The sequence below is a fragment of the Paenibacillus contaminans genome, from assembly GCF_003285015.1.
Taxonomy (GTDB): Bacteria; Bacillota; Bacilli; order Paenibacillales; family NBRC-103111; genus Paenibacillus_V; species Paenibacillus_V contaminans.
Genome location: NZ_QMFB01000012.1, coordinates 271547 through 285136, shown reverse-complemented (window position 1 = coordinate 285136; position 13590 = coordinate 271547). Strand labels below are relative to the sequence as shown.

General features: G+C 49.0%; 13 protein-coding genes. 5 read left to right on the top strand and 8 right to left on the bottom strand.

All coding sequences use genetic code 11. The features are described from left to right. A partial coding sequence (locus DQG23_RS43040; RefSeq protein ID WP_238177961.1) for a hypothetical protein occupies nucleotides 1-223 on the top strand: 223 nt, incomplete at its 5' end. 46 nt (nucleotides 224-269) lie between these two features. Here the strand turns inward: DQG23_RS43040 and DQG23_RS21355 are convergent. From DQG23_RS21355 to dnaA, 8 genes are all read right to left on the bottom strand, one after another. Then, the gene (locus tag DQG23_RS21355; RefSeq protein ID WP_113032899.1) at nucleotides 270-1340 is read right to left on the bottom strand and encodes an HD-GYP domain-containing protein; all 1071 of its coding nucleotides are present in this window, start codon (nucleotides 1338-1340) and stop codon (nucleotides 270-272) included. 85 nt (nucleotides 1341-1425) lie between these two features. Beyond that, on the bottom strand, nucleotides 1426-3924 hold the full coding sequence (gene gyrA / locus DQG23_RS21350) for a DNA gyrase subunit A (RefSeq protein WP_113032898.1): 2499 nt from the start codon (nucleotides 3922-3924) through the stop codon (nucleotides 1426-1428). 134 nt (nucleotides 3925-4058) lie between these two features. Then, complete coding sequence (gene gyrB, locus DQG23_RS21345) at nucleotides 4059-5975, bottom strand: DNA topoisomerase (ATP-hydrolyzing) subunit B (RefSeq protein ID WP_113032897.1); 1917 nt, start codon at nucleotides 5973-5975, stop codon at nucleotides 4059-4061. A 114-nt stretch (nucleotides 5976-6089) separates the two neighbouring features. Then, nucleotides 6090-6338 (bottom strand): extracellular matrix regulator RemB, encoded by a 249-nt coding sequence (remB, locus tag DQG23_RS21340; RefSeq protein ID WP_113032896.1) that lies wholly within the window; start codon nucleotides 6336-6338, stop codon nucleotides 6090-6092. A gap of 34 nt (nucleotides 6339-6372) precedes the next feature. Beyond that, a complete protein-coding gene (gene recF / locus DQG23_RS21335; RefSeq protein WP_113032895.1) occupies nucleotides 6373-7488 on the bottom strand; it encodes a DNA replication/repair protein RecF in 1116 nt (371 codons plus the stop codon). Further along, nucleotides 7488-7703: a S4 domain-containing protein YaaA gene (gene yaaA / locus DQG23_RS21330; protein ID WP_113032894.1), complete on the bottom strand. Its 216-nt coding sequence runs from the start codon at nucleotides 7701-7703 to the stop codon at nucleotides 7488-7490. The genes recF and yaaA overlap by 1 nt, the downstream gene beginning before the upstream one ends. Nucleotides 7704-7715: 12 nt before the next feature. After that, nucleotides 7716-8858 carry a DNA polymerase III subunit beta gene (gene dnaN / locus DQG23_RS21325; protein ID WP_113032893.1) on the bottom strand — a complete coding sequence of 381 codons (1143 nt, stop codon included), beginning with the start codon at nucleotides 8856-8858 and terminating at the stop codon, nucleotides 7716-7718. Nucleotides 8859-9142: 284 nt separating this feature from the next. Next, on the bottom strand, nucleotides 9143-10501 hold the full coding sequence (dnaA, locus tag DQG23_RS21320) for a chromosomal replication initiator protein DnaA (RefSeq protein WP_113032892.1): 1359 nt from the start codon (nucleotides 10499-10501) through the stop codon (nucleotides 9143-9145). A gap of 720 nt (nucleotides 10502-11221) precedes the next feature. On the opposite strand from dnaA, the gene rpmH reads away from it, so the two are divergent. The 4 genes from rpmH to jag all read left to right on the top strand — a co-directional run bounded on the left by rpmH (nucleotide 11222) and on the right by jag (nucleotide 13451). Beyond that, complete coding sequence (rpmH, locus tag DQG23_RS21310; RefSeq protein WP_113032890.1) at nucleotides 11222-11356, top strand: 50S ribosomal protein L34; 135 nt, start codon at nucleotides 11222-11224, stop codon at nucleotides 11354-11356. A 124-nt stretch (nucleotides 11357-11480) separates the two neighbouring features. Then, nucleotides 11481-11864: a ribonuclease P protein component gene (rnpA, locus tag DQG23_RS21305; RefSeq protein WP_113032889.1), complete on the top strand. Its 384-nt coding sequence runs from the start codon at nucleotides 11481-11483 to the stop codon at nucleotides 11862-11864. Nucleotides 11865-12053: 189 nt separating this feature from the next. Then, nucleotides 12054-12797, top strand: coding sequence for a membrane protein insertase YidC (yidC, locus tag DQG23_RS21300; protein ID WP_420330248.1), 744 nt, complete (start codon nucleotides 12054-12056; stop codon nucleotides 12795-12797). A gap of 36 nt (nucleotides 12798-12833) precedes the next feature. Then, a complete protein-coding gene (gene jag, locus DQG23_RS21295) occupies nucleotides 12834-13451 on the top strand; it encodes an RNA-binding cell elongation regulator Jag/EloR (protein ID WP_113032888.1) in 618 nt (205 codons plus the stop codon). The last annotated feature ends 139 nt before the right edge of the window (nucleotides 13452-13590 follow it).

The window sequence follows — 13590 nt, the reverse complement described above, 5'->3', positions numbered from 1 at the left end:
TGCGATTTGTTGCTTGTTTTTGCTGGCTTTATTTCGCTCATTGTTCAGTTTTCAAAGGACAATTCTTGATATTTCATTGTCGCCTCGTTTAAGCGACTTTCATATCTTACCACACATCTTTGGGCGATTGCAAGCTTTTTTTAAAAAAGTTTTTTGCTCGCTTGCCGCTTACCTATTCGAGTGTCGTGGTTTTGTGTTGTCCCTTAAAGGCGACAAGATGTAATATACCACATCGGTTAACTAGAGGTCAAGCTTATTATAAAAAATGATTAATTACGTTTCTCCAGCACTTCCATAATGAATAAATTACGCTCTGTCGTTAGATTGACAATCGCTCCGTTTACATTGACCCAAGGGCGAGTCGGATTGGCCCGGTCGGAAAAGATGATCTCCCCTATACGATTATCGCTCAGCTTGACCAGCGTTCCATTGTGAAGAGAGGTTACTCTAGTTATGAATGTCTGAACCATCGATGGATCGAGTTTACCGAACGATTCCTTCAGCACCTGTTCCAACACTAAATAAGGCGAAGAAGCCTTCTTGTGGCGGCGGTGAGACGTCATGGCGTGGAAAATATCCGCGATTGCGACAACCTTGGCGTAAGCATGCACTTTATCGCCTTTGACACCGAAAGGATAACCCGAACCGTCTTCCTTCTCATGATGCTGCAGGGTGCACAGTTTGACCCCTTCATTGATGGCGGGCAAGTTTTTGAGAAGCTGGTAGCCGTAAACGGTATGTTTCTTTACTTCCTCCATCTCGGCTTCCGTCAATTGCGACGTTTTGCCCAGAATAGCCTCATCGATTTTGACGTTGCCGATATCATGGAATAAACCGCCTAAAGCAATAGGCAGCCAGTCTTTCTGCTGGAAACCGTGCCATTTGGCCAGCTGATAGGAAGTTAAGCTCACAAGCACGCTGTTGTAGTATAAATAATCCTGCTCGCCTGAACGCTTGGGAGAGAACGTTAAAATATTATAAGAATCGATCCCTTTAATAAGCGCTTCCAGCTGCACGCGCACTTCCAGAATCGGAATGGCATGGCCGGTGTTCGCATAATTAAATACTTTCTTCAGGAGCAGTACCATATTATCGAAGGATAATGCAAAATTGCTCTGGGTTTCGTCCTCGTCATTAGCGGACACTGTTTCTTGTACGGACTGCTCCGCATCCGCCTTGGCATCGATCGATACGCTCGTTATCAAAAAAGCGCGCAAGATCTCGATGTCGCGGCTTGTTACGGTACGTCCTTTTTCAAGCAGCACATTCCCTCTTCTCGTTAAGACGGAATCCGCCAACCTTTCTCCTGATTTCAGCTGCCCAATGGAAACGTTGCCCATAGATTGGTTCCCTCACCTTATGACTTGGAATTTTACGGTTGGATAAAACAACAAGGAGGGGAAGTATGTTCCCCTCACTTGTCCTTTATTCGCTCGAATCCGGCGACTCCGACGCTTCCGATGTTTCCGATGTTTCCGACGCTTCGGTTGGATCGCTTTCTTCATTTTTTTGCACGCGGGACAACGTCGCTACCTCGTCATCCTCACGGATATTGATCAAACGAACGCCTTGCGCATACCGTCCCATCGTGGAAATACCGGACATATCCATACGGATAATGGTCCCTTGGGCGGAAATAATCATCAAGTCTTCGTCTTCTTCTACGACCTTCAAACAAACGACCGGCCCGTTCTTCTCGGTTACGTTGATCGTTTTGATTCCTTTGCCGCCGCGGGTTTGCAGACGGTATTCGGAAATCGGCGTTTTCTTCCCGTAGCCTTTGGACGTGACAATAAGCACCGCATGGTTTTCCTGCACGACGTCCATATCGATTACGGCATCGTCTTCTCCGATATGAATCCCTTTAACGCCCGTTGCGGAGCGTCCCATCGAACGCACGTCGGTTTCCTCGAATTGAATCGACAAGCCTTGACGCGTCCCCATAATGATGGACTGCTTGCCGTCGGTTAGCTTCACGCCGATTAATTCGTCATCTTCGCGAAGATTGATGGCAATCAAGCCGCCCTTGCGGATATTGCCGTAATCGTCAAGTGGCGTTTTCTTGACGATCCCGCTGCGCGTCGCGAAGAAGAGGTATTGCTCGGATTCAAAGCTTTCGACCGGAATAACGGCGTTCACCGTCTCCCCCTGCTCGATTTGAATCAGGTTGATAATCGGCGTCCCGCGGGATGTCCGGCTCAAATCAGGGATTTCGTAAGCCTTCAACCGGTACACTTTGCCCCGGTCGGTGAAGAACATCAAATAATGATGCGTATTGCTTACGAACAGATGTTCGACGAAGTCGTTATCTTTCGTATCCATCCCGATGACGCCCTTGCCGCCCCGCTTCTGCGAACGGTAAGTCGTAACGGGAAGACGCTTGACGTACCCGGAATGGGTGATCGTAATGATTACATCTTCGCGCGGAATAAGATCCTCGTCTTCGATGGCATCCTCGCCGATTGTAATTTCCGAGCGGCGCTCGTCGCCGAACTTTTCTTTAATTTCATGAAGCTCCTGGCTAATGATCTCAAGGATGAGCTTTTCGTCGGCCAAAATCGCTTTAAATTCCGCAATCTTCAGCTGCAGTTCCGCATACTCCTCTTCGATCTTCTCCCGCTCCAAGCCGGTTAAACGCTGCAAACGCATGTCCAGTATCGCTTGGGCCTGGTCATGGCTGAGCTCGAATTGGGACATCAAGCCTTCGCGCGCTTCTTCAGTCGTTCGGGATGCACGGATTAATGCAATGACCCGATCGAGATGGTCGAGAGCAATCCGCAAGCCTTCGAGGATGTGCGCCCGCGCTTCCGCTTTACGCAAATCGTATTCGGTACGGCGGCGGATAACTTCCCGCTGATGGAGCAAATAATGATGCAGCACTTCTTTCAGGTTCAATACTTTCGGTTCTTTGTTGACGATAGCCAGCATGATGATCCCGAAATTGCTTTGCATTTGCGTATGCTTATACAAATTATTCAATACGACGTTCGGATTAACATCACGGCGCAGCTCGATAACGATCCGCATCCCGTTCCGGTCGGATTCATCGCGGAGATCGGTAATACCGTCGATCTTCTTCTCGCGAACAAGATCGGCGATGCTGACGATCAGCCTCGTCTTGATGACTTGGTAAGGCAGCTCATGCACGATGATGCGAGCCTTGCCGTTATTATCCTCGATCGTAGCTTTAGCCCGCATCGTAACGGAACCGCGCCCTGTCGAATAAGCCTGCTTGATGCCTTCCCTGCCGAGGATATATCCGCCTGTAGGGAAGTCGGGGCCTTTAATATATTGCATTAATTCAAGCGGAGTAATCTCCGGATTCCGAATCATCTCTTGAATCCCGTCAATGACTTCCGCGAGATTGTGCGGCGGAATATTCGTCGCCATACCGACAGCGATACCCGTTATACCGTTTACGAGCAAATTCGGAAAACGCGACGGTAAAACCGCAGGCTCCATCTCTTCGCCATCGTAGTTCGGTACGAAATCAATCGTTTCCTTGCCGATATCACGCAGCAGCTCCATCGAAATTTTCGATAAGCGAGCCTCTGTGTAACGCATAGCCGCAGCCATATCGCCGTCGATCGAACCGAAGTTTCCATGACCGTCTACAAGCATGTAGCGATACGAAAAATCTTGCGCCATCCGCACCATCGCCTCGTAAATGGAGGAGTCCCCGTGGGGATGGTACTTACCGATAACTTCGCCGACGATCCTTGCCGATTTTTTATACGGTTTGTCAGGGGCCATGCCGAGCTCGGACATCGCATACATAATCCGGCGGTGAACCGGCTTCAAGCCGTCTCTTACATCCGGCAGCGCACGGCTGACAATAACGCTCATCGCATAGTCCATAAACGATTCGCGCATTTCCGAGCCGATATCTCGTTCTTTGACTTGCGGAATTAATTCCTCGGCCATCATTTACCTCCTACCGGAAATCCAAACATACTCGGACTTCAAACACTTGATGTCACTTCGTAGAAACTTTCTATCTTCCCCCTCCGTCAGAGGCTCGCTTACCGCAGTGCGGTTTCCGCCTCGTGGAGAGCGTTCTATACATCCAGGTTTTTCACGTATTTGGCATGGGCCTGAATGAAATCGCGGCGAGGCTCTACGTTATCGCCCATAAGCGTGTCGAACACCTCGTCGGCATCAATTGCGTCTTGGATCGTAACCTGAAGCAGCGTGCGGGATTCCGGATCCATCGTCGTCTCCCACAATTGTCCCGGATTCATCTCGCCGAGACCTTTGTAACGCTGGATGTTCACTTTAACGCCTTCCCCGAATTCTTGGAGTATCAGGTCCCGCTGCTTATCGTTATAAGCATATTTAAGCGTTTTGTTTCGCTCGATTTTGTATAACGGCGGCTGCGCGATATACACATACCCCGCCTCGATCAGCTTGCGCATATACCGGAAGAAGAACGTCAGCAGCAAGGTCCGGATATGCGCGCCGTCAACGTCGGCGTCAGTCATTATAATAATTTTATGGTAACGTGCCTTGGTAATATCGAAATCATCGCCGATCCCCGTTCCAACCGCCGTGATGATCGCACGAATCTCAAGGTTGGACAAAATTTTGTCGAGTCGCGACTTTTCGACGTTCAAAATTTTACCGCGAAGCGGCAGGATCGCTTGGAAATGACGATCCCTTCCCTGCTTAGCCGATCCGCCTGCGGAGTCGCCTTCGACAATATACACTTCGCTGATCGAAGCGTCTTTGGAGGAGCAATCGGCCAGTTTGCCCGGCAAAGAGCTAACCTCAAGAGCGCTCTTGCGGCGTGTCAGCTCCCTCGCTTTACGGGCGGCTTCGCGCGCACGGGCTGCCTGAATGCCCTTCTCCATAATTTTCTTCGCAACGGCCGGATGCTCATCGAGAAACTCTTGCAGCTTCTCGGCAAAAAGAGACTCGACAATCCCTCTTACTTCGCTGTTGCCCAGCTTTGTTTTGGTCTGTCCTTCGAATTGCGGCTCCGGAATTTTGACGGAGATGATCGCGGTAAGGCCTTCGCGTACGTCATCGCCGCTCAAATTGGCGTCGCTTTCTTTAATCGAATTGGACTTCCGGGCGTAATCGTTCAAAATGCGGGTGAGCGCGCTTTTAAAGCCGGATTCATGCGTGCCGCCCTCATGCGTATTAATATTATTGGCGAAAGAATAGATGCTTTCCGAGTAGCTCTCGTTATATTGGAGCGCGATTTCCACCTGGATATGATCCTTCTTACCTTCGGTATAAATAGGCGGAACGTGCAAAGGCTCGCGCTTTTTGTTCAAGTACTCGACAAACTGGATAATGCCTCCGTCGTAACGATGCGAATGAGACATATCGGTGCGTTCGTCCAACAGATTGATTTCAATGCCTTTATTCAAAAACGCCAGCTCGCGCAAACGCGACTGCAGAATGTCATAATCGTATTCCGTCGTTTCCGTAAAAATCGTCGAGTCGGGCAAAAAGGTAATGCTGGTACCCGTTTCGTCGGACTCCCCGATCTCCCTGACATCGTATTGCGGCGCACCGCGGCGGTATTCCTGCTCGTATACCTTTCCTCCGCGCTTAACTTTTACGATCAGCTGCTCAGACAGCGCATTAACGACGGAAACGCCGACACCGTGCAAACCGCCCGATACTTTATAGCCGGATTCGTCGCCGCCGAACTTGCCGCCTGCGTGAAGCACGGTCAAAACGACCTCGAGCGTAGGCCGTTTCAGTTTCGTATTCTCGCCCACGGGAATCCCGCGTCCGTTGTCAATGACGGTAATGCTGTTGTCTTTGTGCACAATGACGTCGACTCTCGTACAGAAGCCTGCGAGCGCCTCGTCGATACTGTTGTCCACTACTTCCCAAACGAGATGGTGAAGCCCGCGGCCGCTTGTAGACCCGATATACATGCCGGGACGCTTCCGAACAGCCTCAAGTCCTTCCAATACCTGAATCTGACTTTCATCATACGTATTCTGATTTGACGACATGGACCGATCACCTACCCTGTAATATCGCTTGGCCTTCGATTCACAAACTCAAACGAAGGCTACGAGGAAATGCATTGTATATGCAGTTGCCGTTCCTATGACCGAGGGTTATCCTCAAATCATCAAAAGATGGTTTGCCCGTTTCTTCAATGTCCCGGAGGAAATAGGGGAATAGTACACCTTCGTCGTCGTGACGACAAGCGACTTGCTTTCTTCCTCTCCGATGACTTCCACCTTCTTCTCTTTGCCTGCATAAGTCAAAAATTGCTTCGACAATTTCGAATTTTTCTCGATGGACACGTCAAATATCGCGATCAATTCCGATGCCCGAATGATTTTCTCTCCGCCCAAATGGATAAACATGCCAGGTCCACTCCTTACCGGTAATCATTGTCCGTCATTCGGCGACCACGGTGCCGCTTCTTACCTGGAAGATGGCCGCGCCGCTGATTTTATCCAGATTGACGCTTTCAATGCCTGTCGTCGTAATAAACGTCTGCACTTTATCTTGAAACGTCTCGATAAGCTGGGTTTGCCGATAACGGTCGAGCTCGGACAGCACATCGTCGAGCAGCAGAATCGGATATTCCCCTACTTCCTCGCGAATAAGCTCAAGCTCTGCCAGCTTAAGCGATAAAGCGGTCGTCCGCTGTTGTCCTTGCGAACCGAATGTTTGTACTTCCTTGTCGTTAATATAAAACAACAAATCGTCGCGATGCGGTCCGACCAGCGTAGTGCCCCGGCGCACTTCCTGTTCTTTCACCTTTGATAACTTTAACATAAACTGGTCCAATAAGACAGCTTCCGCTTCCTCGGGAGGACACTCCAGTGACGGAGCATAGCGAATCAACAGCTGTTCCTGGCCGTTCGTGATGCCTGAATGAATGCGTTCCGCCCATTGCTGAAGCTTCTCTATAAAGCTTTGACGTTTTTTGATAATTTTAACACCATAGCCTGCAATCTGTTCATTCCATACGTCAAGCATCGCGCTTCCCGAGCTGTTTGCAGCGGCCGGCGTTTTCAAAAAATTGTTTCGCTGCAGTAATATTTTCTGATACTGGGTAATATCGTACAAGTAGGACGGTTGAACCTGTCCGATTTCCATATCGAGAAAACGGCGCCGAATGCCCGGAGATCCTTTGACGATTTCCAGATCCTCCGGGGCAAACATTACTACGTTCATTGCGCCTACATAGCCGCTCAGCTTTTTCTGCTCCAGCCCGTTCAGCTTTGCCTTCTTGCCGTTCTGCGAGATAGACAGCTGCAGCTTGATAGGGCCGTATTTCTTATCCAGTTCGCCGTAGAGCAAAGCCTGCTGCTTATCCCAGCCAATTAATTCTTTATCTTGATGGGTCCGATGCGATTTGGTTAAAGCCAGCACATAAATCGCTTCAAGCAAATTCGTCTTGCCTTGCGCGTTCGGTCCGATAAAAATGTTGACGCTGCTGTCCGTTCGAAGCTCGAAGTCCGCATAATTGCGGTAGCCGCTCAATCCGATCGATTTGAGGAACATCAGGCTCGCTCCACACGAAATTCGCCGTGTCCCTGAACGAGAACGACGTCGCCGGCAACGAGCTTCTTGCCTCTGCGGTTCTCTTCCTCGCCGTTAACCCGAATCGGGACATCCTGAAGGAAGCCCTTGGCTTGCCCGCCCGTGCTGATGCAATCGGTCAGCTTAAGAAATTGGCCTAGCGTTATATAATCCGTCTGTATCGTGACGTTCTTCATCGGCTCGTCCCCTTAGTTTACGGTACGGTACGGCAAAATGAGCTGAAGCATATTCGTCCCGTCTTCCGGCGTAATGATGATCGGACTCATCGGACCGGTAAAGCGGAAGCGGATCGATTCGCTGTCCAGCGCCTTGAGCGCGTCCATCATATATTTGGAGTTAAACGAAATTCGCAGCAAATCCCCGGTCAACTTCTCGCAAGCGAGCGTCTCCGTCACTTTACCCAGCTCGGTGGAACTGGACGATATTTCGATCGTGTAGTCTTCCTTCATGACCATCTTGACGATATTCGTCTTCTCCTCGCGGGACAGCAAATAAGCGCGGTCGATCGATTCCGTCAATAGCTTGGCTTTAATGACAAGCTCGGTTTGAAACGATTGCGGGATAACCTTTGTCATATCCGGATACGTGCCGTCAAGAATACGGGAATAGAACAATAAATTGTTTAGCTTGAACAGCACTTGGTTGTCCGAAACGACAATATCGACAAGCATATTTTGATCCGGCAAAATTTTGCTCAGCTCGTTCAGCGTTTTCCCTGAAATAACGATGTTCTGGAACTGCTGTTCGGACGGCGCTTCCATAACCACCTCGCGGGAAGCGAGACGATGCCGGTCGCAAGCCGTAAATTTTAGCTGGTTGTCGGTAAGTGTCCAGAGAACTCCTGTAAGAATGGGGGTCGTTTCGCTCGTCGAAACGGCGAAGGCCGTTTGTTTGATCATTGCCTTCAGCAAGTCGCTGGCCATGGAAATCACTTTATTCTCTTCCAGGCTCGGCAGCACCGGATATTCTTCCGGATCAAGGCCGACCATTTGAATTTCCGATGAACCTGCACGAATGGTCGTATGGAAATGGTTCGATACTTCGATTTCAATCGTATCGGAAGGAAGCTTTCTCGCAATCTCCATAAAAAATTTGGCCGGAAGAACGACACTGCCCTTCGTGAAAAGCGTTACGACTTGCTCATTGTCAATCTCATTCGGAATATGCGATTGAATGGAAATGTCCGTATCGCTAGCCGTCAGCGTTACGCCGCTGAAGTCGGCATCGAATTTAATCCCGCTCAAAATGGGAATCGTCGTTCTGCTCGAAATGGCTTTGGAAACGTGCTGGATCGCTTCGTTCAAATATTCTTTCGAAATGGTCAGTTTCATCATGTCACTCCTACGATATTCATGAAAATTTGCGAACTGGAAACAAAAGAAACGATTCGTGTCCGCCTTGGGCGATGGATGCGTTGACGCTATACATTCTAATCTTTTTTTATTAACAGTAGTAGTAGGCGCGTCTAATATGTGGATATGTGCATGAAACAGGCAAAGGAGAAGCCTATCCACATGTGCACAGTTTGTGTATAGGCTTCCGGGAAAATTGTATTGTTTTCAGGGCTCCGTGCAAAGAGGCGCGAAGGCAACAATACCTTCGCTTGCATGGATTGCTAGCTTGGATTTTTTATTTTTTCCGTGATGTTATGAATAATTTTATACAGTTCCTGATCTTGCTTCAGGTTGCCGGATATTTTCTCGTGAGCGTGAATTACCGTCGTATGGTCCCGTCCGCCGAACGCTTCTCCGATCTTGGGGAGGGAATAGTCCGTAAGCTCACGGGATAAATACATCGCTACTTGCCGCGGGAATGCGACGGCTTTCGTCCGTTTGCGCGCTTTGAAATCTTCGAGCCGCAATCCGTAAAATTCTCCGACCTTCTGCTGGATATCCTGAATCGTTATGGAACGCGGACGGCCTGCCGGAATAATATCTTTCAGCGCCTCCGCGGCCAAATGGGCCGACACATCCTGATTAATGAGCGACGAATAAGCGACGACACGAATGAGCGCGCCTTCCAGCTCACGAATATTGGAATCGATTTGATTGGCGATATAGGCCATTGCTTCGTTAGGAATATCCAGGTTCTCGGCTTTGGCTTTCTTGCGCAAAATCGCGATGCGCGTCTCTAAATCGGGCGGCTGCACGTCCGTTATGAGCCCCCATTCGAAGCGGGAGCGAAGCCGTTCTTCTAAGGTTGGAATTTCCTTCGGCGGCCGGTCGGACGAAATGACGATCTGCTTGCTGTCCTCGTGAAGCGCGTTGAACGTATGGAAAAACTCTTCCTGCGTTCCTTCCTTGCCGGCGATGAATTGAATATCGTCAATCAATAACACGTCGATGTTCCGGTATTTATTGCGGAAGCTTTCCCCTCGATTGTCCCGGATCGCATTAATAAATTCATTCGTAAATTTCTCGGACGAAATGTACATGACCTTAGCCTTCGGGTTATGTTCAAGCACATAATGGCCGATGGCATGCATTAAGTGCGTTTTGCCGAGCCCTACTCCCCCGTACAAAAAAAGCGGGTTGTAGGCTTTGGCCGGCGCTTCGGCGACGGCAAGCGACGCGGCATGCGCGAACCTGTTGCCAGGCCCGATGACGAACGTTTCGAACGTATATTTCGGATTGAGCATATGCGAAAAGGGCTCTTCCGAAACCGCAGACTGCGGGGGCGGCAACGTAACGGCCGGCGATGGCTGTGCTGCTGCGCTTGATTGTCCGTCGTCGATGACGATATAAACGTTGACTTGGCGGCCCAGCACCTCATAAACGGTAGAACCGATGAGTTTCTGGTAGCGGCTTTCCAACCATTCTTGTGTAAACTTGTTGGGTGTGCAAATGACCAGCTCCGTATCCGTAAACGACAATGCTTTTGTCGATTTCAGCCATGTATCGAAGCTTGGTTTGCTGATTTTGGTCTGAATGACGGATAATACCTGCTGCCATAAATCGTGCGTATGGCCTTCCACAAACGTTTCACTCCTTCATCTTGCACTTGCGGGAAAGGCATGGGAATTGTCGTTTCAAGGACCCATTTGTCGAGCAATCCACATTAATCAAAGAATTATTTATGAGATATTAGGGATTATTGGAGTTTGTTCACAAGGTTATCCACAAGTTGTTGATAAAATTGCGGGGAACAGTTAGCTATCCACAATCAAAAGTAATATAAATATAGCAGACGAAAGTCTTATTTTCAACGGAATTATTGGGATTATCCACAAATTCAATAACTTGTGTACATGATTTATTCACAGCACTACATATTGTGAGCAATATGTCGATAGATCGACAAAAACCAGCATTTTCCGAAAAAATTATGCACATGTGGATAGCGAATATTCGCGAAAATCGGTTTGTGGATGAAATGGATGTTTTCGGCTTGCTATGCACATGTGGAAAAGTGGCGTTCGAGCAAAAGCTATTAGATAGTAGAGGAGTTGCAACTTTTGATGAGAAGAAGACCGGCGGATCGACGTCATGCGCGGCTGCCAGTTGCGTTCCGGAAACAGAAGGGCGAATGAAGGCATGGAAGGGCGGGGGACAGACGGATTCCGTTCGAAATTTCTCGGGGATTTACCAATTTAATATGCCCTTGGAGGAACGGTTCTTAAGTTGACATTTGTTGCGCATAATGATTTAATGGAGGAAGGTGTTTTTTCAAGAAGTCATTCGGGGAGGTGCAAGGAATGAAACCGACATACAAACCTAATGTACGGAAACATAAAAAGGTTCACGGATTCCGCAAGCGGATGAGCACGAAAAACGGCCGTAAAGTGCTGCAAGCTCGTCGCCAAAAAGGCAGAAAAGTGCTTTCCGCTTAATCAGAAGACCACTGCGAAGTGGTCTTTTCTTTGTTCCTTGTTAGATGAGCGGTACATAGTATGAAACTGGTGCGGATTTGTGCATCATAATGAAATGAGACCAATCGCGGCGTGAGGCGTTTGTATGCATAGAGAATATCGGTTAGCGAAAAGAGAAGATTTCAATCACGTATACCGCCGGGGAAAATCGGTAGCCAATCAGCAGTTCGTTCTGTATGCGATGGCGCAGCCGAAGCAGGAGCATTTCCGTTTGGGCGTATCCGTCAGTAAGAAAATCGGCAATGCCGTTGTGCGCAACCGGATCAGGCGGATGATGAAAGAGATTGTCCGGCTGCACATCCCGGAGATCGACGGCGGCGTCGACTTCATTATTATTGCGCGTAAGCCTGCCGCCGATCTTGAATATGCACAGATGGAAAAGAGCATAATGCATGTATTGAAACGAGCCAAATTAAGAGAAAACGGCCGTCCGGGAGAGCGTCGAGCCGAACCGAGATCGGGCGAATGAAGCATCCGGAGAAGACGCTGCGCCTGAGGCGTGCGGCTGTTTGTCTCGGGATGTTTTTTTGTATCAATTAATGCTATATTTGTTTTTATAGGAAATGATCCGTCACTGCGCCCGTTCGCCGTACAAGCAGTCCTGTTTGGCATGGAGTAAGGCTGTCGGTCACAAGAGCATAAATAGGAGGATTTTATTTTGAGTCGTCGTTTGTTACCCGCCATTTCGTTAGCGTTTACGTTCATGCTTCTGGCCGGCTGCGGCACGAACCCGTCGAAGATTGCCGAAAGCGGTCAACGCTCCGGTTTTTGGGATACTTACTTCGTAGGGCCGATTTCGGATGTATTGGACTGGTTTGCCGAGCTGCTGTGGAATGAATACGGTTTATCGATCCTGGTCGTTACGATCATTATCCGGCTTATCATTTTGCCGCTAACGCTGAAGCAATACCGCAGCTCGAAGCAAATGCAAGCGATTCAACCCGAGCTGAAGAAGATGAAAGAAAAGTACAAGGACGATCCGAAGAAGCAGCAGGAAGAAACGATGAAGCTGTTTCAGAAGAACGGCGTCAACCCGCTTGCCGGATGTTTCCCGCTGCTCGTCCAGATGCCGATCCTGATCGGATTGTATCAAGCGATTATGCGTAACCCCGATATTAGCGGCCATACCTTCTTATGGCTGGAGCTCGGAGCGAAGGATCCGTACTTCATTCTTCCGACAATAGCGGCAATTACGACATACTTGCAGCAGAAAATGATGTCGTCGCAAATGAATTCCCAAATGCAAGCTCTGTTCATCATCTTCCCGGTACTGATTTTCGTCATGTCGATGCAATTCGCTTCGGCGCTGCCGCTGTACTGGATCTATAGCAATACCTTTACGATTGTCCAATCTTATTTTATTTACCACCGTCCTTCTAAAGCTTTGGAAGCGGGTAAGTAATGTCGTCCATCTAAATCATAGGGGTGGCCTGTCCAAATGAAAAAGATTGTGGTATCGGCAAAATCGGTTGAAGAAGCGGTCAAGCAAGGCTTAGCGCAGCTTAACGTATCGGAGGACCGGGTTAACGTGTCCGTATTGGAGCAGCCCTCCAAAGGATTGTTCGGCCTGATCGGCTCCAAGGGAGCGAAAGTGGAGCTTGAAGTGATTCCGGATCCGATTGAAGAAACCATATCATTTCTACAGAATGTTTTTCGAACGATGGAACTTAACGTTCGCGTCGAGAAACAGTCGGACAAGGATGGCGTATTGTTGAATTTGACGGGAAGCGAGCTTGGCATTTTGATCGGCCGAAGAGGGCAGACGCTTGATGCGCTGCAGTATTTGACGAATATCGTGGCCAATCGCTTCTCTACCTCACATGTAAGAATTGTACTTGATGCCGAGCAATTCCGGGAGCGCCGGAGGCAGACGCTGGAGCAGCTTTCCGAAAGACTTGCTTCCCGCGTGATCCGCTCCAAGAAAGAGGTTGTTCTTGAGCCGATGTCGCCGCAAGAACGAAAGGTGATTCACTCGCATTTGCAGGATCACCCCTCCGTTAAGACGTACAGCAAAGGCGAGGAACCGAATCGCCGCGTAGTCATTGTAATGCGATGAATCGCGGATTGTTAAGCCGGATTATGAAACGATAGAATGCGCAATGACTTCAGGCAGTATCGCGAGGTCATTGCTTTTTTTGATAAGGTTGCATTTTTGAATAACGTCAAGTAGTAGGAATAACATGCTGATTCTGCGT